The organism is Coriobacteriia bacterium (genome assembly GCA_030652115.1).
Lineage (GTDB): Bacteria > Actinomycetota > Coriobacteriia > Anaerosomatales > Anaerosomataceae > UBA6100.
The window spans coordinates 262,183-281,016 of sequence record JAUSBK010000001.1; the positions used below are offsets into that span (position 1 = coordinate 262,183).

Consider the following 18,834-nt stretch of genomic DNA (forward strand, 5'->3'; position numbering starts at 1 on the left):
TCGGTCTTCAGACCACGGGAGATGAGCCGGCTTGCCGCGTATGACGTCCTACAACGGCCGAAGTGTCCTGGGGAGCGATGGGCGTGCTCTGGGGCGCGTGAACGCGGTCCTGTTCCACGCGTCCGAACCGCGCGTGGTCGGCGTTCAGATCGATCCGGGCGTCCTACTCGGCGTTATCGACCGGAAGCCCTCCTTCGCGCTGCTCACCGAGCTCGCGCTCAGCGAGGACCGCATGTCATTCCAGCTGTCCGACACCCGACTGCCGAAAGACGGCGCCGGCGAACGCGCTCTCGGCTTCAGCTGGGACGACTCGGTCATCTGGCTACGGATGCCGGTACGCTCCGAGGACGGCGGGGAGGTCGGCACCGTGCACGACGTGACGTTCGACGCCGAGACGGGCGTGGTCACGCTGCTTCGCATCTCGGGCGGCGCTGTGGGCGATGTCGCCGTCGGCAGGCTCGAGGTGCCCGGTGAGCTCGTGCGCGGTTTCGACGGCGAGGCCGTGGTGGTGCTCCCCGGCTACGCCGACATCACGGCGGAGGGTGGTGCGGCCAAGGTCGTCGCCTCGGGTGTCGCCGTGGTGAAGTCGCGGGGAGGCCAGGTGGCCGAAGGAGCGCTTGAGGTCGGTGTCGCGGCCTCCCGGGCGCTCGGTCGCTCGATCAAGGGCGGGGCCATCCGCAAGGCGATAGACAAAGCGAAGTCGCTCATGGACGAGGACGGGTAGGCGGCCATGGCGCGTCGTCTCATAGGGTTGAGCATCGCCGACAGGGACCACCTGCCTGCGCAGTGCTCCGACTGTGTGTTCTGGGAGTCCGCTGAGGTGCTGCCGCGCGAGTGCGGGTCGGCGTGCGACGCCCGAATCGCCGCCGACTGGGTGCGCACGGTAGCCGCCGAGTGGGGTGAGTGCGGCCGAGTAGCCGTCGAGGACGGGGCGTTCCTCGGCTTCATCAAGTACGCGCCTCCCGGCTATCTGCCGCAGGCGTGGAACATGCCGTCCGGCCCGCCGCTCGAGGGTGCACCGCTGATCGCCTGCATGCACCTGGCGCCCGAGGCGCGGCGCCACGGCCTCGGCGGCGTGCTGCTGCGGGCTGCGTTGCGCGACCTGGCGGGTCGGGGAGAGCGGACGGTCCAGACGTATGCGCTTGCGCGCCGCACGGACTACGAGAACGCGCCGATGGTGGGTGTCGAGTTCCTGCTGCGCAACGGCTTCACGGTCGTGAGGCCGCATCCGGAGGTGCCGCTGCTCAAGCTCGATCTCAAGTCGCTTGTCTCGTGGTCGGATAACCTCGAGGCGGTTCTCGAATCGCTGCGCATCCCCGTGCGGGTGCCCAAACGGGCCCCTGCCACGATCGCATCCGGCGGGCGACGCCCGTGACCGACGAGTCCGCGGCGCCATCCGGTCGTGCATCGGCCGAACGAGTGCGCCGCTTTCTGGACGCGCACGGTCTTGCGGATGGCGTGCGGACCTTCGATGTCTCGACGAAGACCGCGCAGGCCGCCGCCGAGGCGGTCGGCTGTGAGCTCGGGCAGATCGCCAAGTCGCTCGTCTTCACCGCCGACGGGACTCCCGTGCTGGCAGTGGTTGCAGGAGACCGACGCGGAGACGCAGTCGCGATAGGCGCGGTGACCGGTGCGACGAAGGTCAGGCTGGCCGACCCTGGCACGGTCCTTGCGGCCACAGGGTATACTGTCGGTTCCGTCTCGCCGTTCGATCTGCCCGCGGCGCTGACGGTGTTGATAGACGAGTCGCTGGGCCGCTACGACACGGTCCTGCCGGCCGCCGGGACCGCGAACTCCGTGGTCCCCGTGCCGTTCGATCGGCTTGTCGGACTCACGGGCGGACGAGTGGTATCCATCGGCCGATAGTGGGGTTATGAGCATCAGGAGACGCATAGCGCGCGGGGCGCGCGTTGTTCTGGTGGTCCTTCTGCTGGGCATCGTCGTCCCCTACACGCACCAGGGCTACGCGGCGATCGCTGTAACGGTTAACGGCGAGTCGGTCTCGCTTGCACGCGGCGCCACGGTCGAGGACGCCATCGAAAGCTGCGACGGGCTGCGCAACGGGCGAGTCTGGTCGGTCGCAAGCCATCGTGTGCTCTCCGAGTCGGTGTGCCGCCCCGGCCACGCACAGCTGAACGGCGCCTCGGTGCCACTCTCGGCCGCGGTCCGCAACGGCGATCGCATCGAGACCGTCCCCGGCGAGGATGTCGTCGAACCTGTGGTCGAGGAGTTCGTCGAGGTCGAGGTCCCCGCACGCACGATCGGCGCGGGCTCGGTGCCGAAGGTCGCAGTGGCGGGAACCCCGACCGTGCTCCTGGTGACCAAGGGCGCCGTCTCCGGTGAGACTGTGACGACCGAGACGGTCTCGGTCGGCGTCCCTGCGGTGGTTCGCATGGTTCCCGAGCCTGGCGCCAACGTGGTCGCACTCACCTTCGACGACGGGCCGTGGCCGGGACAGACCGAGCAGGTGCTCGCGATCCTGCAGGAGCGCAATGTGCCCGCGACGTTCTTCATGCTCGGCATGCGCGTGGAGCGTGCCCCGGATCTTGCGCGGTCGGTCGTGAACGCAGGCCATCTCGTGGGTAACCACACGTACTGGCACGTCGACCTCAGCGGGGTGCAGCCCGACGTGGCTCAGTGGGAGATCGAGGCCACCAGCCAGCTCATTCTGGAGACCACCGGTGTGCGCCCGGCGTGGATCCGCGCGCCCGGCGGCAGGCTTGGCGGGCCGGCCCAGGCGTACATCGCGCAGACGGGGATGCGTCATGCCCTGTGGACGGTCGACCCGCAGGACTGGAACGAGGGCAAGACGCCCGAGGACCTCGCGTGGAGCGTCATCTCCTCGGCACACCCCGGAGCGGTCATCGTGTTGCATGACGGCGGCGGCAACCAGGCGACGACCATCGCCGCGCTCCCGCTGATCATCGATGGACTGCGCTACTACGGCTACGAGTTCGTGACCCTCGACGAGCTTCCGACGGTCAGGTCTGACTGGTAGCGCACCTCACGGTTCGGGTGGGGGTCACCAGGATGTCGACCGGACGGTCGCGGTCTTCGTGGGGGACCTCATCGAAGACCTGCTCGTCGTAGGCGATGCCGATCGTCGGCGGTGCGCCATCGGGGCCGGCGAACAGCGTGTCGTAGTAGCCTCCTCCAAAGCCGAGCCGGTTCCCCTCGAGGTCGAACGCGACGCCCGGGACCACGATCACCGAGAGATCGGTAAGCACGGCACCGGGAGTGCCGTCGACAGGCTGCAGCAGGCCATACGGTCCTTCGGCGAGCACATCGTGGCTGTCGACCCAGTGGATGGTGAGGTCACGACCGCCCGCGACGCGTGGATACGCGATCCGCTTTCCGAGGTCGCGCAGTGCGTCCTCGAGCACGCTTGGGTCGGCCTCTTCGGGAGAGGCGCCGTACAGCATGACCGAGGCGGCGTCGGCGATTTCGGGCAGCTGAAGTGCGCGCTCGGCGATCGCATACGCGTGGGCCACACGCATCTCGGGCAACACGGTTCGCCGCGCCGCCCGCGCCCGCAGTCGGACGACGGTCTTGGCGCGGTCGAGTTCCTCGTGGCTGGAAGCGAATACCATACGCTCAGCATACCCCGCCGTCAGCCGATGCCAACGAGTGTCATAACCAGAAGTGCCCCGGTGAGGGTGATAACGACGGCGATGGTGGTCCAGGAGAGCACGTTGTTGAGACGCCCGTTGACGTGTCTGCCCATGATCGTCCGGTCGTTGATGATGATCATCATGAACACCAGCAGGAACGGAAGCAGCACGCCGTTGATCACCTGAGAGACCAGCATGATGGCGATGAGGTCGAGTCCCGGGATGAGGATCACCGCGGCGGCCGCGACGATGACGAAGGTGTAGAGGGAGTTGAACAGCGGCGCCTCGGCCCAGCTTCGGTCGAGGCCGGACTCCCAGCCGAACGCTTCGCAGATCGCGTAGGACGAGGTGAGCGGCAGCACCGCCGCGGCGAGCACCGAGGCGGACAACAGGCCGATGGAGAACAGCAACTCGGCGTAGGGGCCGGCGAGTGGCGCGAGCGCCCGGGCCGCATCCTCGGCGCCGGTGATCTGGATCCCCGCGGGGTGCAGGACGGTCGCGGTGGTGATGATGATGAAGCAGGCGATCAGGTTGGCTGCGAGCGCGCCCACCATCACGTCCCAGCGTGCAAGCGACCACTCCTTCACGGTGGTGCCCTTGTCCACGATGTTGCTCTGAAGCAGGAACTGCATCCACGGTGCGATGGTCGTACCGGTCAGGCCGATGGCGAGCGCGATGAACGCGCGGTCGGGGATTACCGTGGGGACCACGAACGAACGCCCGACCTCGAGCCAGTCCGGTCCGGCGAGGAACGCCGCAACGACGTACGCGATGAAGATCGACGACAGCGCGAGCAGCACGTTCTGGACCCGCCGATAGCTCCCGCGCACCACAAGCAGCCACACGACGAGCGCCGCCACCGGCACCGAGACGAAGCGCGGCACGCCGAAGATCTCCATGGCCGCGGCGATTCCCGCGAACTCGGCCACGGTGGTGGCCGCTGTGCTCGCGAGCAGCATGAGCATCGCGCCGAAGGTCAGCCGAACGCCGAAGCGCTCGCGGATGAGTGCGGCGAAGCCCTTGCCGGTGACGGCTCCCATCCGCCCCGCCATCTCCTGCACGATCATGAAGCTCGGCGTCATGGCGAGCATCATCCACAGCATCGCGTAGCCGTACTTCGCGCCGGCGACCGAGTACGTGGAGATGCCACCGGCGTCGTTGCCCGCCGACGCGGCGATGATCCCCGGGCCGATGACGGCCAGGAGCGCGAAGAACGGCAGCCGCCGCTTCTTGTCGGTCGTGGAACTCACGCGTTAGCCCTGAGGCATAAGGTCAGCCGAGACCCACAGGACGCCGGCCAGATAGGCTGCGGCCATGTAGATCGCTGCGGCGGCAATCATGGCCGTCACGGCGAGCGCTGTTCCCGAAACGCGCTTCCCCTCATCGCTGCGCTTGAGTGCGAGGTGGCCCAGTATCGTGCCTACCAGCACGGATAGCAGCATCGCGGAGAACGTGGCCACTCCGAAGGGCATCGCGAAAAGGGCTGCTCCGCCATACCCGAGCCAGATGAACGCATAGGCAAGGGCGGCAGCGACCAGGCCCGTCACCACGCCGATGGATGACTCGCGCAGCAGGCGGCGAGCCAGGGATGGACGACTCTCCGAATCGGCACCCTCGATCAACTCAGCGAGGCTTCGCGACGAGATCTCCTCGATCGTGCGCAACAACACCGGCATCAGCACGAGCGCCCACGGCACGAATCGGACCAGTGCGGTGGTCACCGCCGTGTCCATCGTCTCGGCGAGCCCGGGCCGGACGGTGTAGTACACGGCGAGGTACAGGAGCAACGCGCCGGTCCATACGAACACCCACGCGGCGCGTCGCACCAGCCACCACCACGTGTTCGCCAGCCCGCCGCGCTCGCGCGTGGAGCCGGTAGCGATCGCCAGATCCTCGGCGGACTCCTCCTCCATGACATCGAGGGCGTCGTCGACGGTCACGATGCCGAGCAGCTTGCCGGTCTCGTCCACCACCGGGAGCGCGAGCAGGTCGTACTTGCTCATCGTGTCGGCCACGTCTTCCTGGTCGTCGTCGGGACCGACCATGATGACCTCGCGCTCCACCAGCCCGGCCACCGGAGTCGTGGGCTCAGACATCACGAGGTCGCGCAGCGAGATCACGCCCTCGAGGCGCCGGTTCTCGTCCACCACGTAGATGTAGTAGATGCTCTCGTGCTCGGCCGCGCCGGTGCGCAGGTAGTCGATCACCTGCTGGACGGTCATCTCGTCGTTTACGGTGGTGACCTCGGGCGTCATGATGCCGCCCGCTGTCTTCTCGCGGTAGCCGAGGAGCGAGCGGATGGCGCTCGCCTCCTGCACGCCCATCAGGCGCAGCAGCGCCTCGGCCTTGTCGTACGGCAGGTCGCCGATGATGTCGGCCGCGTCGTCGGGGTCCATCTCTTCGAGGATGTCGGACGCCCGCTGATCGCCGAGGTCGTCGATGAGGTCTGCCTGGAACTCGTCCTCGAGCTCGGCGACCGTGAGTGCGGCCTGCACGTTGTCGAGGTGCTCGAACACCCGCGCGCGCTGCGTGGGGCCGAGTTGCTCGAGCACGTCGGCCACGTCGGCGGGGTGCAGCTCGTGCAGCCGCTTGTGGGTGACGGAGAGCCGCACGTGGCTGAGGTCGCGGTCGAGCAGGTCCATGTAGTTCCACGCGATGAGGCTCTCGGGAAGCTCGCGGCCGACGAGTCTGGCCAGTCCCGCCGCCGCATGCTCGACCACCGGATGCAACCCGCGCAGAATGCCGCGGATGCCCACCTCGGCGCCGAGTAGCCGGAGCTGGCCCTTGCTCTCGGAGAGCTTGAGGTCGTTCACGCGCACGACCTTCATGCCCTGGGTGTCGACGATCTGCTTGTTGAGCAGGTCGCGCGCGAGCAGCACCTCGTCGGGCTGCAGGTAGCTGAAGCGCAGCGCGGGGCGCTCGGCCGAGAGCTCGACGTGCTCGTCGGTGAGCGCGGCCACGTACTTGCGCCATGACAACATGAACGGTGTCTTGGTGGGGCCGAGGAAGGCGAGTGAGGTGACGCGCGGGAACACTTCGCCGGTGGCGATCGCGATGTCGCTGATCTCGCCGATGACCTCGCCGGCAGCATCCACCACCGGCTTGCCCAGCATCTGGGTCAGGTAGAACATATGGCTCCTTCCCTCCCGGCGGCTATCGCCGGCAGGTCGATCGTGACGGGGGTCCCGGACCCCGACGCGATCGTCAGGAGCCGGGACCTAGGGACTTGATGGAGTCACCAGGGTCCGTTTCTCTCGGCAACAGTGCAGACGACGAAAAGAGGCCCCTCATCTGTGAGACGGGGACCTCGCTGCGGCGTGCACCGCGTACGACGCGGCATCAGGCTCGCCGCACCGCTGCTCCGTCCCTCGTCTGCGGATTTGGCACTGTCCGACGTAGGGCACACGAGAATCTCGTGCGGCGAGGTTCCGCCTTTGCAGTCCCAGCCACGTTAGCCTTCCCCTTAAGCCGGGGAGGGCTGTTATACCCATTGGCGTCTCTCGACATTTCCGGGCAGTGGCCTGTGTTCGAACAGGAGCCGCACCGTAACAGATGGAGCGCTCTTGTCGCTGTCAATGCGTCGAGCCGCGACGCACCTGCGATTGTAGGCCTGAGCAGCGGAAACGGCAAGAGTGTGAAGCGCATCACGTGCCTGCAGGAATCGGGCGCAGCGAGAGGCGACTCTGCCGCTTACGGCCGCTGCGGGGCGAGGCGGCAGGGCCTGCGGCCATTCCCTCGGCTTCGGCCGCCGTCTAGCCGCCGAGCGCCTCCAGCCACGCCTGCCCGAACTCCGCCCAGCCCTCGGTCCGCTCGCGCTCGGTGCGCCACACATTGTCGCGCGGGGTGCTCGCCAGGCCACTCACCACGCCGTTACTGCCGAACGCGTTTGCCACCAGCGCCATCACGCCCACAGCGTCGGCCATCTGAAGGTCGGTGGCCGAGTCGCCGATCGCGGCGGCCTGGTCGCGCGTGAGGCCCCGCCATGCAAGATCCAGGTCGATCGCCCGGGTCTTCGAAACGCCCCGCGGTACCACATGATACGCGTGGGGCGGCATGTCGCGGCAGGTGAGCGTTCCGTAGCTGCGCAGCATGCCGTTATCCACCAGGTCGAGCGGGAGCGGGAGCGTGTCGAGGACTGCCTGGCCCTCGGCAACATCCAGACAGCCCCTGAGGAGCAGCGAGACCTCTCGGTCCATCTGCCACGGTGCGTAGTGTTCGATGCGGCCGGGGAGGGCCTCCATGAGCGTCTCGGCGGCACGGACCCCGTTGATCGCCTGAAAGGGCGTCATGCCTTCGGCGAGCGCATCCTGGGCCCAGGTGCCGTGGTCGACGCGCTCCTCGAAGTCCAGCCCCGCGCCGTGCACGATGATCCCGCCGGCCTCCGCGATGTAGCCGTCCCAGCCGAGGAGCTGCGTGAGCTCACGCAGCTGCAGCCGACCACGGCCGGAGATCGGCACGACCGACAGGCCCGCATGTGCGAGCGCGACGATCGCCTCGGCTACCACGAGCGACGGACGCGCCTCCGCGTCGGCGAGCACGCTACCGCCCTTGGCTACGAGCGTGCCGTCGAGGTCGGTATAGAGCACGCGCACGCCCGCGAGCGCTTCGAGAGCGCGCGGGTCAGTGGCGAGGAGCGGCGTGTCGGTCGACATGCGGGCGTTCCCTTCCCGAAGGTGCGTCCATTGTAGGTCATGCCGCTCCCGGTAGGTGCCCGGGGGAATACACACACCAACACTCCCCGAAAGGAGCAACGATGTCGTTCACGAAGCTGGCGGGGCCGTATGCGATCTGCGCGGTGGTGTTCTTCGCGGTGGACCTGGTCTGGCTTTCGATCGCCACCAAGCGCATCTACCAGCCGTATCTCGGCTCCCTGCTTTCGAGCGAACCGAAACTGGGTGTCGCGGCGGTCTTCTACCTGCTGTACGTGATCGGCGTCGTCGCGCTCGCGGTGGTGCCCGGACTTCGCGAGGGTGCGGTGCTCGGCGCGCTGTGGCGCGGGGCGCTGTTCGGACTGCTCGCGTACGCAACCTACGATCTCACCAACCTCGCCACGATCGAGGGTTGGGCATGGCAGGTCTCCGCGATCGACCTCGTGTGGGGAACCACCGTCACGAGCATCGTCTCCGTTGCCGGATACTATGCGGGGAAGTGGTTGGGCATCAGCTAGGTCTCTGCCGAAGGTCTGACCGGCGCCCGTGGTACAAGGACGCCCGCTCCGGACGGAGCGGGCGTCTTGAGGTGCACGAGCAGTGCCGGGCTACTCCATCGGCCAGCCTGAGAAACCGCGGTGCATGACGCCGGGGTTCATCTCGGCGTCGAACCCGCCGTGCAGCTGCGCGTGTTCCGCGTGATGCAGACCGAAGTCACGGCCCGCGCCACCCGAGCCTGGTAGTGCGAACGCCGGAGCGGCGAGTACGAGTATCATCACGATAGCCAATGCGATCACGATCATCGTCCGTGTCATGGCCCCTCCTTTCCTTTCGCCGAGGGCTAACCCTCTGGCGACGAAGCCTTAACAACACTTAATACCCTCAGAATTGTCGAGGCAAACCCCGGTCCCTGGGGGTCGACTGCCGTCCGCCGAGGCATCATGCCACCCGCCGACTCGTGTGCCGAAAGGCGCCATCCGGGGTCTATACTGGGCACGCTCGCGCTCGCGTCGTCGCCCGAGGAGGCTCTCCCGTGACCGATCAGTCAGGTATCCCGTTCCCGCACTATCGCTGCGGCGAGTGTGGCAAGGAACTCCCACTCACGCAGGCCAGACTTACCGTGACGTGCGACGGGCATCAGCCCGGCAGGAGCGATGTGGCCGTGGAGGTACGCGCTGCCACGCGCGCCGATCGCGGCGATATCGAGGACATCTGCGATCAGGCGCTCGGAGAGACCGACGTGGACGTGTTCGGGCGCTCGTTCGACGTGCTGGGTCAGGAGAACCTCGTCGCCGCCTCCGAAGGCCGCTTCGCGGGTGTCGTCTCGCTTGCGGTGGATGGGGGCGACCTGGCGGTCGTGTTGCTGAGCGTATTCCCCGGTTTTCAGGGCCACGGCGTTGGCGGTGCGCTCCTCGACGCCGCAGTGAAGGTGGCGGCAGACCGCGGTCTGCCCGGCGTGAAGGCGGCGATCAGCAACGACGACGTTCCGTCGTTCTCCTTCTACCAGCGGCACGGTTTTGTGATCGACTCGGTAGCCAAGGGGCTGCTTGCGGACCGCTATGGCTCCGCCGAGCCCGGCTTCTCAGGGATTCGCGTGCGCGACGAAATCCGCCTTCGGCGTTCGGTGTGCCCGGCCTGACGGCGTGCTACTGCGCGGTCTCTCCGTCTGCACCGTCCGACGCGGCCAGCATGCGCTCGACGTGCGCGCGCAGGTCGCTCGGCGTGAACGGCTTGGTGAGGTAGTCGCTACAGCCGAGCGACGCGCCGTGCTCGAGGTCCACCTTCTGCGCGGCCGTCGTGAGCATCATGACGGGCACTTCTGCTGTCTCGGGCCGCAGCCGCAGGAAGTGCAAGACCTCCCAGCCATCGAGCTTGGGCATGGTCACGTCGAGCAGAATGAGATCGGGCGTGCGATCGAGGGCGAGTTCGAGCGCTTGCTCGCCGTCCACCGCCTCGATGAGCTCGTGTCCGAGCGAGCGTAGCGCCGCCTTCACGAGCATGCGGATCTGCTGGTTGTCGTCAGCGGTGAGTATGAGCCGTTCGGCTGCCACATCTGCCCCCTGGAAGTGACGGTCGGATGGTCTCTCTAGTCGCGATCGCGGTGCATGATCTCGACGATCTTGTTGAGCTTGGCTTCGCGGCTCCTGCGCTCGCGCTCGTGCTCGGCACGCCGTGCCGGATCCAGCATCGCCGAGATGTGATCGGCCACTTCCGAAGGCTTGAACGGCTTGGGCAGGTAGTCGCTGAATGGGTCAGCGGCGATCTCCCGGTGCTGCTCCTCGAACGTGCCCGCCGCCGAGAGGAAGAGTATCGGAAGCTCCTTGGTCGCAGGGTTCTGGCGGAGCTTGTCGTGTACCTGATGGCCGGTCATTCCCGGCATCATCACATCGAGGACTACAAGATCCGGCTTCTCGGCAGCAACCATGCCCATCGCCTGGAGCCCGTCTTCGGCCTCGAGGACTTCGAACCCACGGCCCGTTAGGGCCACGTTCAGCAGTCTCCGAATCGACGATTCATCATCGACAACGAGGATCCTCTTCATGCGCAGACGTCCCTTCCGCTAGGTGCCGAGGATCTCCCCGACCCGCTGACACAAGTCCTTCGGCGTGAATGGCTTGCAGATGTACTCGCAGGCCCCCCCGGCCAGCCCCTCTTCGACCTCGGTGCGCTGGCTCTTTGCGGAGAGCATGATCACCGGTATGTGTTCCGTCGCCGGATCGGCCTTCAGTTTATTGAGAACCTCGTACCCTGTCATCACCGGCATCATCACGTCGAGCAAGATCAGGTCCGGGGTCTCGGCGCACGCCAAGTCGTATGCTTCGCCGCCGTCCGTGGCCTGTAGGACTTCATACCCCCTGTTCGCGAGGGTGAACGACACCAGCTTCCTGATGTGCGGTTCGTCATCTGCGATGAGGATCCGGGTCACCGTGCCTCATCCTCCGTCATGACCGACTCCACACGCGTGACGAACTCCTCGACATCGAACGGCTTGCTCACGCGCTCCGTTGCCAGTCCGAGCACGTCGGATCGTTCGCGATCGATCGGGTAGGCGGACATGATGACCACGGGAATGTCCATGGTCTCCTCGCTTGTCTTGAGCTCCTCGAGGACCGCGTAGCCGTCCATGACCGGCATCCGCAGATCGAGCAGGATGGCGTCCGGCTTGGCGCGCTTGACGGCGGCCATCGCCTCGCGTCCGTCGTAGGCGCCCATCACCGTGTAACCGCGCTGCTTGAGTGTGTGACAGAGCAGGTCGACGATCTGCTTGTCATCGTCCACCACCAGGACCACGGGTGCAGCGATCGAACCCACGAGGCCGTCGATCACGCCGATCAGCCGGTCCTTGTCGATCGGCTTCTCGAGATAGCCGGCCGCGCCGCACCGTTCGCTCTTGCCCTCATCGCAGATGATCGACAGCACCACGACAGGGATGTCCCGAGTGGCGGCATCTCCCTTGAGCTTCTTGAGCAGCTGGAACCCGGCGCCCTCGTCGAGCATCACGTCGAGCGTGATCACCCGCGGCTCGAGCTCTACCGCGTACTCCCACGCTTCGCCGGCCGTGAACGCCTTGACCACCTCGTAGCCGCGGCGCGACAGATAGGTGGCGATAAGATTCGCCACGTCTTCGGAGTTGTCGACCACCAGTACCCGACCGCCGGGGGAGCCGAGCGGGCCTTCGAGCGCAGGGGTCCGCACATGCTTGTCCGAAGCGAGCGGCAACTCGAACCAGAACGTGGAGCCCTCTCCCTCGGCGCTCTTCACACCCACGCGTCCGCCGAGGAGTTCGATGATGCTCTTGCAGATGGACAGACCCAGGCCGGTGCCGCCGATCTCGCGCGTGAGCGAGGAGTCGACGCGGTAGAACTTGGTGAAGAGCTTGCCCTGGTCCTCCGCTGCAATGCCGATGCCCTGGTCGGTGATGCTCACTCGCACCATCTTGTCCTCCACCGAGGCACGTACGTGCACGTCGCCGCCTTCGGGTGAGTACTTGATGGCGTTGCTGATGAAGTTGATGAGCACCTGGCCCACGCGATCGGGGTCTCCCGCAGCGAGTGGGAGGTCCTCCGGGACGTCGGCGTGGATCGTACGTCCCAGCTGGTCGAGCACGGCCCTGAACGTGTTGACGGCGCCGGCTACACGCTCGGCCACATCGAGGGGCTGCACCTTGAGCACGATGCGGCCGCTCTCGATGCGGGAGATATCCAGCATGTCGTTGATGAGGTCCACGAGCCGGTCGGAGTTCTCCTTGACGATGCCGAGGAACTCCTGCTGGATCTCGTTCACCTCGCCGGCCTCGCCGTCGAGGATGAGATCGATGTAGCCCTTGATCGACGTCAGCGGCGTGCGCAACTCGTGGCTTACGGTGGAGACGAACTCGTTCTTCATCTGCGTCGCCTCGCGCTCGGCGGTGACGTCGCGGATGTTGGTTATGGTTCCGAGGTAGCTGCCATCGTCATCGAGCACCGGGTCAACCCGCACGTCCACGATGCGGTGCTCCGGCTCCTCCATGCGGACCTCGCGCAGCTGGGTGCCGGTCTCGCGCACCGTGCCCTCGGGATCCGCGGCCAGACGGAAGACCTTCCACGTGTCCGTGATAAGGCCCACCAGGGCCTCCGCGCCGATGCCAAGGATGCGTTCCGCAGCCGGGTTCACGAAGGTGATGCGGTCCTCGGCGTCGAAGACCACGATTCCGTCGCTCGTGCTCGTGAGGATGGCTTCCGAACGCCGTCGCACGGCGGTGATCTCGGTGTTGTCCCTGATGGTGACGACCGCGCCCCACGCGATGCCGTCCACATAGGGGGTCACCGTGAACGTGTAGTCGTTCCCGTTGAGCTCGCACTTGGAGACGACCGCGCTCTGCTTGTCGAGCGCCTCACGGAGCGCGGCATTGAGCCCACAGACGCCCAGACCGTCAATCGGGATGCCGACACACTCGTTCCGTACGACGCCGAGCATGGCCGAGGCGGCCTCGTTGATCATGCGGACCGTGCGATCGGGCGACACGGCGATCATGCCTTCGCTCGTGCCGGCCAACAGCGCCCTGATGTGCGAGTAGCTGCGCCGTTCGTTGCTGTCGGGCACCGAACACCACCTCCGTATGGGCATACCTCCACACCGGACTATTCGGGTTAGTCACCCTGAATCCTGCCTGTGCCGAGCACGAGCGGCCGCTGATAAGGCTTGCGTCTCTCGCGGTCCTGCGAACGGGCAGAGCGCGCCTGTCTCCAGGCACGCTCTGGCGGTGTGTATGGTGCCCCCTGCTGGAATCGAACCAGCGACACCAGGTTTAGGAAACCTGTGCTCTATCCCCTGAGCTAAGAGGGCGGGTCGACGCCCGCTAATGGTACCCGACTCGGCACGGCGGCTCCACCTCGGCGTGCGTGCCCGCATGCGCGGGTATGAACCCGGCAAGCACGATACGAGGAGGCGGCACGACGGCGTGAGTGCCGCTGTACGGGCGGGGCTGACATGCCGATAAACTCGGATAGGGACCGACAACGGAGGTGCACATGAACCGCTATGACCTCGACTGCCGTGGGCAGAAGTGCCCGATGCCTCTCGTGAACCTGCAGAAGCGCATGAAGGAGATCGAGCCGGGCGACGAGGTGGACTTCGTGGCCGACGACTCGAGCTGCGTCCAGGACGTTCCGGCCTGGTGTGGCGTCACGGGTCACGAACTCGTCTCGATCGAGAAGAAAGACGGTCTCATCACTGCGCTGCTGAAGCGCGGTCCACACTAGATTCACACTCCAGACCTACGCGCGAGGGTGCGTCTCGGGCATCGAGCACGTACAATGCACCGTGCCGGACGTTGATGTCCGCGCTCGCGAGTCACGGAGAATCCCCTGCGCTCTCTGCGGACATTGGCTACGTTCCTCGTGGTGGTGCTTGTCGCCACCGCGGTGACGCTTGCCGGCCTCAGTTGGTGGCCGCTCGTGCTCCCGCAGCACGCGATGGCCACGCCCGACGTGGTCACCTGGCCGGAGGCCTCGGCAGAACGCACGGTGCCAAGGCCTCCCGACCCGGTCGAGCGCTTCACGATCGTAGCGGTCGGCGACCTGATGGCGCACCTCCCGCAGGTCTCGGCGGCCAAGACTACATCGGGCTACGACTTCACACCGTGTTTCGCCCCCGTGGCCTCCCGCGTGTCGGCAGCCGACCTGGCGATCGGCAACTTCGAGACCGTGATGGCCGGCAGCGGCGCCGGGTACACCGGGTATCCAGCCTTCAACACGCCTGACGAGTACGCGCAGGCGGCCGTGGGCGCGGGCTTCGACGTGCTCACGAACGCGAACAACCACGTACTCGATCGAGGGACGAACGGACTCACCCGCACGCTCGACGTCCTCGATGGGCTCGGTGTACTCCATACCGGTGCGGCGCGGACCGCCGAAGAGGCCGACCGCGTCCTCGTCGCCGATGTGCGCGGCGTGAAGGTCGCTGTCATCGCCTACACCTACGGGATGAACGGCGCCTCCGCACCCGCAGGCAAGTCGTGGATGGTGAACGTCATCAGCGAGCAGAAGATGGTCGCCGACGTGAAGGAGGCGCGCGCGCTGGGCGCCGACCTCGTGGTCGTGAGCATCCACAACGGGACCGAGTACCAGCGCCAGCCCTCGGCAGCGCAGGAGAAGCTCGAGCAGGCGATGGTGGACGCCGGCGCCGACGTGGTGCTCGGCAGCCATCCGCACGTGATCCAACCGATGAAGACGGTGGAAGCGACTCGTGCCGATGGCACGCCGCGGACGGCGTTCATCATCCACTCCCTCGGCAACTTCGTGTCGAGCCAGCGCCCCCGGTACCGCGACACCGGGCTGATACTGCAGTTCGAGTTCGAGAAGAACCTCAAGACCGGCGTGACCACGCTGCTTGGGGTCTCCTACGTGCCGGTGTGGGTGGACGAGACCGACGCCACCGGCGCAGAGACCCGCGTGCTCCCCATCGGCGACGTGCTGGCCGATCCGGCGTACGCGGGCGTGAGCGCAGCCGAGCGGACGAAGATGCAGCAGGCATGGGACGACACCACTACGCACCTCGGGAGCATCGAGACCACGCTTGCCGATACCGCGGCGGTGCCGTTCTACCGCACGGCGGCTACGCGGTAGGCGCCCCTAGCGCTCGCCGCCGCGATCGGGCTCGGGACCGAAGCGGTATCCGCGGTCGAGTGCGGCAATAGCGCCCATCTCCTCGGCGGTGAGCGAGAAGTCGAACACGTCGGCGTTCTCGGCCACACGCCCGGCATGCACGGACTTGGGGATGGTCACGACCTCGAGCTGGAGCAGCCAGCGGATTGCCACCTGGGCCGGGGTCTTGTCATGCGCCGCGCCGATCGCGACGAGCTCTGGCACCTCGGCCACGCGGCCCTTCATGAGCGGCGCCCACGCCTCCACGACGATGTCGTGCGCCTGGCAGTACGCGCGCAGCGCTGGTTGCTGCAGCCAGGGGTGGGACTCGTACTGGTCGACCATCGGCGGCACGTCGGCCACCGCGAGCAGGGCTTCGAGGTGGTGCTCGAGGTGGTTGCAGACGCCGATCGCGCGCACCGCGCCCTCGGCGTACAGGCGCTCGAGCGCGCGCCAGGTCTCGGGCGTCTGCGGGCGTGGCCAGTGCACGAGGTAGAGATCGAGGTAGCTCGTGCCGAGGAGCTTCAGGCTGCGCTCGTACGCCGTGAGCGTCTCGTCATAGCCCTGCTCGTCGTTCCACATCTTGCTCGCGAGGAAGATCTCGTCACGCGGCACGCCGCTTGCGGCGATCGCAGACCCGATGCCCGCTTCGTTACCGTAAAGCGACGCGGTGTCGATGCTGCGGTAGCCGAGTGCGAGCGCGGCCGCTACCGAGCGCTCCACGTCCCCGCCCTCGGCGGACTTGTACGTGCCGAGGCCGAGGCGGGGCATCTCGACCCCGTTCGCGAGACGGACCGTGGCTGTCATGTTCTCGAGCATCAGGCACCTCCTATGGGCATGATACCTGTGTGGAGGTGAGCTTGATGTTCGACGATCGCGTCTCGGCGGGCCGACACCTGGCAACGGCCCTCGGGGGAAGCGTCCATCCGGACTCGCTTGTCCTTGGCGTGCCGAGGGGAGGCGTGGTGGTTGCCGCCGAGGTGGCGCGGGTGCACTCGCTCGAGCTCGACGTCGTCGTGGTGCGCAAGATCGGCGCGCCGGGGAACCCCGAGTACGCGGTGGGCGCCGTGGACGAGGACGGACGAATCATCGGGGGGCACGACCCGTTGGTGGAGCGCGACTACCTCGAGCGGGCGGCCGAGGCCGGCCGGACCGAGATCGTCCGGCGCCTTGCGGCGTATCGCGGCAGCAGACCGGCGCCGCGGATCGCCGATCGCGAGGTGATCATCATCGATGACGGCATCGCCACCGGGCTTACGCTCGAGGCCGCGCTCGAGTCGCTCCGCCGCAGAGGCGCCCATCGGATCACGGTGGCAACGCCCGTGGCTGCCCCCGAAGCGGCCAATCGCATCACCGGTATCGCCGACGAACTCGTGGTGCTCGAGCTGCCGCACGGTTTCTCGGCGGTGGGCCAGTTCTATCGCGACTTCGGCCAGACGAGCGATGCCGAAGTGGTGGCCCTGCTTGAGGAAGCGTGGTCCCGGCGTGAAGCGAGCCCGCCGGAGGGCGGGCCCGCGTGAGTGCTGTTCGATCGCAGGCGAGCGCTACGGCACCTTGCCGACCTCAAGCTCCACCTGGTCGCCGCGCTTGGCCGACGCACCGGCGATCGGGAACTGGTTGATGACGAAGCCGTCCTCGGGCGCATCCACGTAGACCACCTTGGGCACGAGTCCCGCGGCGGTGATGATCGAGCGCGCCTCGGCCTCGGGCTTGTCACGCACCTCGGGCACGATGATCACTTCGGGACCCTTGGAGACCGCGATCGTGACGGTGCTCCCTGCCTCCAGCACGACGTTGGGGCTGGGGTCCTGCATCATCACGGTGCCTTTGGCTATGGTGTCGCTGAACTCCTCGACCACCGACACCGCGAGCCCCACGGCCTCGAGGGTGGCCTTGGCTTGCGCCTGCGCCTGACCCACGACGTTGGGGACCTTCACTTGCTCGATGCCGGCCGACACGAACAGGATCACGCGCGTGCCCTTGGGCACCGGCGTGCCCGCGGCGGGCTCGGTGCGGATCACGAGGCCCTTGGCGATGGTGGCGCTGTTCTCGTCGGTGGTCTTGTCGTACTCGAGATCGCCGGTGGAGCGGAGCGCCTCGATGGCAGTCGCCTCGGGCATGTTGGTGAGGTCGGGCACGGTCACCTGCGCGATGCCCATGCTCACGACGATGTTGACGGCCGCGCCCTCCTCGACCTCGGCCCCGGCCTCGGGGTCCTGCGAGATGATCAGGCCGAGTTCCACCGTGTCGCTGTTCTCGGTGGTGATCTCGCCGAGCGCGAGCCCCCCGGCTTCGAGTGTCGTCTTCGCCTGCTCCTCGGTGAGGCCGGAGAGCGTGGGCACGATCACGCCGCCGCCGCCGCCCAAGAGCGCATAGGCGATGCCCAGACCGACGAGCAGCAGCACCGCTGCTAGACCGACCCAGAGCCACGGGTTCGTGCGCCGTTGCGGTACGGGACGGATCTGGGGGGCCACGGTCGGCCGCGTGCTTGCGGACTGCTCGATCGGCGGCAGCACGCTCGTGTGGTCGGCAGCGGCTGCTCCGCCGTACGCCCCGCCCACCGCCGCCTGACCGGTTGCGACGCGCCTGAGATCGTCGCGCATCTCGGCGGCCGAGGAGTACCGGTCCGCGGGATTCTTCCGCATCGACCGCAGGATGACCGCCTCGAGTGCCGGAGGGATCGATCCGCGGATCTGCCGCGGCGCGATCGGCTCCTCGTTCACCTGCGCGAGCGCGGTGGCTACGGGTGTCTCGTGGTCGAACGGCAGCTTGCCGGTCACGAGTTCATAGAGCGTCACGCCGAGCGAATAGAGGTCCGAGGCAGGAGTGAGGGGCTTGCCCTGCGCCTGCTCGGGGCTGATGTACTGGGCGGTGCCGAGCACCGAGTTGGTCTGCGTCATGGTGGTGTTGCCGGCGCGCGCGATGCCGAAGTCCATGACCTTGATCTGGCCATCCGGGGTGAGCACGATGTTGTGCGGCTTGATGTCGCGGTGGATCACGTCGTAGCCGTGCGCCACCGAAAGCGCCGCGCACACCTGCTGCGCGTACTCGGCAGCTTTGTGCGGGTCGAGCGGGCCGCGCATGACGAGCGACTTGAGGTCGGTGCCGTTCACGTACTCCATGACGATGTAGTACGTCTCGTCCTCACGACCCCAGTCGTACATGTTGACGATGTTGGGATGCGAGAGGTTGGCCGCCGCCTGTGCCTCCTGGCGGAACCGCGCGACGAAGTTGGGCTCCGACGCGTAGCGCGGGTGCAGCACCTTAACGGCCACGGTCCGGCCGAGGACGTCGTCCACGGCCTTGTAGACGTCGGCCATGCCGCCCGAGCCGATCTTCTCGGTGACGCGGTACCTGCGTCCGAATACCAGATCTTCCACGTCCGCCCTGCCCTCTCTCACCTGCAACGACACGCTCGCGCGCTGAACCATTCTATCCCATGGCCGCCGG

20 protein-coding genes, 1 tRNA gene and 1 riboswitch are annotated in these 18,834 nt (G+C 67.1%); of the genes, 9 read left to right on the top strand and 12 right to left on the bottom strand.

What is annotated here, in order from left to right:
* Window positions 1-40 precede the first annotated feature (40 nt).
* From Q7W51_01330 to Q7W51_01345, 4 genes are read left to right on the top strand one after another with little or no spacing between them, the layout of a single operon-like run.
* The gene (locus Q7W51_01330; protein ID MDO8847018.1) at window positions 41-724 is read left to right on the top strand and encodes a PRC-barrel domain-containing protein; all 684 of its coding nucleotides are present in this window, start codon (window positions 41-43) and stop codon (window positions 722-724) included.
* Window positions 725-730: 6 nt separating this feature from the next.
* The gene (locus Q7W51_01335; protein MDO8847019.1) at window positions 731-1,375 is read left to right on the top strand and encodes a GNAT family N-acetyltransferase; all 645 of its coding nucleotides are present in this window, start codon (window positions 731-733) and stop codon (window positions 1,373-1,375) included.
* On the top strand, window positions 1,372-1,866 hold the full coding sequence (locus Q7W51_01340; GenBank protein ID MDO8847020.1) for a YbaK/EbsC family protein: 495 nt from the start codon (window positions 1,372-1,374) through the stop codon (window positions 1,864-1,866). Before Q7W51_01335 ends, Q7W51_01340 begins: the two co-directional genes overlap by 4 nt.
* A 7-nt stretch (window positions 1,867-1,873) precedes the next feature.
* Complete coding sequence (locus Q7W51_01345) at window positions 1,874-2,998, top strand: polysaccharide deacetylase family protein (GenBank protein MDO8847021.1); 1,125 nt, start codon at window positions 1,874-1,876, stop codon at window positions 2,996-2,998.
* Here the strand turns inward: Q7W51_01345 and Q7W51_01350 are convergent.
* The 4 genes from Q7W51_01350 to Q7W51_01365 all read right to left on the bottom strand — a co-directional run bounded on the left by Q7W51_01350 (window position 2,982) and on the right by Q7W51_01365 (window position 8,263).
* Window positions 2,982-3,590: a 5-formyltetrahydrofolate cyclo-ligase gene (locus tag Q7W51_01350; protein ID MDO8847022.1), complete on the bottom strand. Its 609-nt coding sequence runs from the start codon at window positions 3,588-3,590 to the stop codon at window positions 2,982-2,984. The genes Q7W51_01345 and Q7W51_01350 overlap by 17 nt on opposite strands.
* A gap of 20 nt (window positions 3,591-3,610) precedes the next feature.
* Complete coding sequence (locus Q7W51_01355; protein ID MDO8847023.1) at window positions 3,611-4,861, bottom strand: Nramp family divalent metal transporter; 1,251 nt, start codon at window positions 4,859-4,861, stop codon at window positions 3,611-3,613.
* Between the two features lie 3 nt (window positions 4,862-4,864).
* A complete protein-coding gene (mgtE, locus tag Q7W51_01360) occupies window positions 4,865-6,742 on the bottom strand; it encodes a magnesium transporter (GenBank protein ID MDO8847024.1) in 1,878 nt (625 codons plus the stop codon).
* 226 nt (window positions 6,743-6,968) lie between these two features.
* Window positions 6,969-7,171, bottom strand: a riboswitch (M-box (ykoK) riboswitch).
* A 192-nt stretch (window positions 7,172-7,363) separates the two neighbouring features.
* Window positions 7,364-8,263, bottom strand: coding sequence for an HAD hydrolase family protein (locus Q7W51_01365; protein ID MDO8847025.1), 900 nt, complete (start codon window positions 8,261-8,263; stop codon window positions 7,364-7,366).
* 101 nt (window positions 8,264-8,364) lie between these two features.
* Here Q7W51_01365 and Q7W51_01370 point away from each other — a divergent pair, with 101 nt between their 5' ends.
* Window positions 8,365-8,778 (top strand): DUF2177 family protein, encoded by a 414-nt coding sequence (locus Q7W51_01370; GenBank protein MDO8847026.1) that lies wholly within the window; start codon window positions 8,365-8,367, stop codon window positions 8,776-8,778.
* 90 nt (window positions 8,779-8,868) lie between these two features.
* Here Q7W51_01370 and Q7W51_01375 read toward each other — a convergent pair whose 3' ends face one another.
* On the bottom strand, window positions 8,869-9,075 hold the full coding sequence (locus Q7W51_01375; GenBank protein MDO8847027.1) for a hypothetical protein: 207 nt from the start codon (window positions 9,073-9,075) through the stop codon (window positions 8,869-8,871).
* Between the two features lie 218 nt (window positions 9,076-9,293).
* Here Q7W51_01375 and Q7W51_01380 point away from each other — a divergent pair, with 218 nt between their 5' ends.
* Complete coding sequence (locus Q7W51_01380) at window positions 9,294-9,899, top strand: GNAT family N-acetyltransferase (GenBank protein MDO8847028.1); 606 nt, start codon at window positions 9,294-9,296, stop codon at window positions 9,897-9,899.
* A 7-nt stretch (window positions 9,900-9,906) separates the two neighbouring features.
* On the opposite strand, the gene Q7W51_01385 is transcribed toward Q7W51_01380, so the two are convergent.
* From Q7W51_01385 to Q7W51_01405, 5 genes are all read right to left on the bottom strand, one after another.
* Window positions 9,907-10,311, bottom strand: a complete 405-nt coding sequence (locus tag Q7W51_01385; protein ID MDO8847029.1) for a response regulator — start codon at window positions 10,309-10,311, stop codon at window positions 9,907-9,909.
* 35 nt (window positions 10,312-10,346) lie between these two features.
* The gene (locus Q7W51_01390) at window positions 10,347-10,802 is read right to left on the bottom strand and encodes a response regulator (GenBank protein MDO8847030.1); all 456 of its coding nucleotides are present in this window, start codon (window positions 10,800-10,802) and stop codon (window positions 10,347-10,349) included.
* A gap of 18 nt (window positions 10,803-10,820) precedes the next feature.
* A complete protein-coding gene (locus Q7W51_01395) occupies window positions 10,821-11,186 on the bottom strand; it encodes a response regulator (GenBank protein MDO8847031.1) in 366 nt (121 codons plus the stop codon).
* On the bottom strand, window positions 11,183-13,342 hold the full coding sequence (locus Q7W51_01400; GenBank protein MDO8847032.1) for a response regulator: 2,160 nt from the start codon (window positions 13,340-13,342) through the stop codon (window positions 11,183-11,185). Before Q7W51_01400 ends, Q7W51_01395 begins: the two co-directional genes overlap by 4 nt.
* Window positions 13,343-13,509: 167 nt before the next feature.
* Window positions 13,510-13,585, bottom strand: a tRNA-Arg gene (locus tag Q7W51_01405).
* 185 nt (window positions 13,586-13,770) lie between these two features.
* On the opposite strand from Q7W51_01405, the gene Q7W51_01410 reads away from it, so the two are divergent.
* Both Q7W51_01410 and Q7W51_01415 read left to right on the top strand, forming a co-directional pair.
* Window positions 13,771-14,001, top strand: coding sequence for a sulfurtransferase TusA family protein (locus tag Q7W51_01410; protein ID MDO8847033.1), 231 nt, complete (start codon window positions 13,771-13,773; stop codon window positions 13,999-14,001).
* A gap of 123 nt (window positions 14,002-14,124) precedes the next feature.
* Entirely contained in the window at window positions 14,125-15,366 is a 1,242-nt protein-coding gene (locus Q7W51_01415; GenBank protein MDO8847034.1) for a CapA family protein, read from the top strand.
* A gap of 6 nt (window positions 15,367-15,372) precedes the next feature.
* Here Q7W51_01415 and Q7W51_01420 read toward each other — a convergent pair whose 3' ends face one another.
* Entirely contained in the window at window positions 15,373-16,203 is an 831-nt protein-coding gene (locus tag Q7W51_01420; protein MDO8847035.1) for an aldo/keto reductase, read from the bottom strand.
* 44 nt (window positions 16,204-16,247) lie between these two features.
* On the opposite strand from Q7W51_01420, the gene Q7W51_01425 reads away from it, so the two are divergent.
* Window positions 16,248-16,904 carry a phosphoribosyltransferase family protein gene (locus tag Q7W51_01425; GenBank protein ID MDO8847036.1) on the top strand — a complete coding sequence of 219 codons (657 nt, stop codon included), beginning with the start codon at window positions 16,248-16,250 and terminating at the stop codon, window positions 16,902-16,904.
* Between the two features lie 24 nt (window positions 16,905-16,928).
* Here Q7W51_01425 and pknB read toward each other — a convergent pair whose 3' ends face one another.
* Window positions 16,929-18,764 (bottom strand): Stk1 family PASTA domain-containing Ser/Thr kinase, encoded by a 1,836-nt coding sequence (gene pknB, locus Q7W51_01430; protein ID MDO8847037.1) that lies wholly within the window; start codon window positions 18,762-18,764, stop codon window positions 16,929-16,931.
* Window positions 18,765-18,834: the final 70 nt, after the last annotated feature.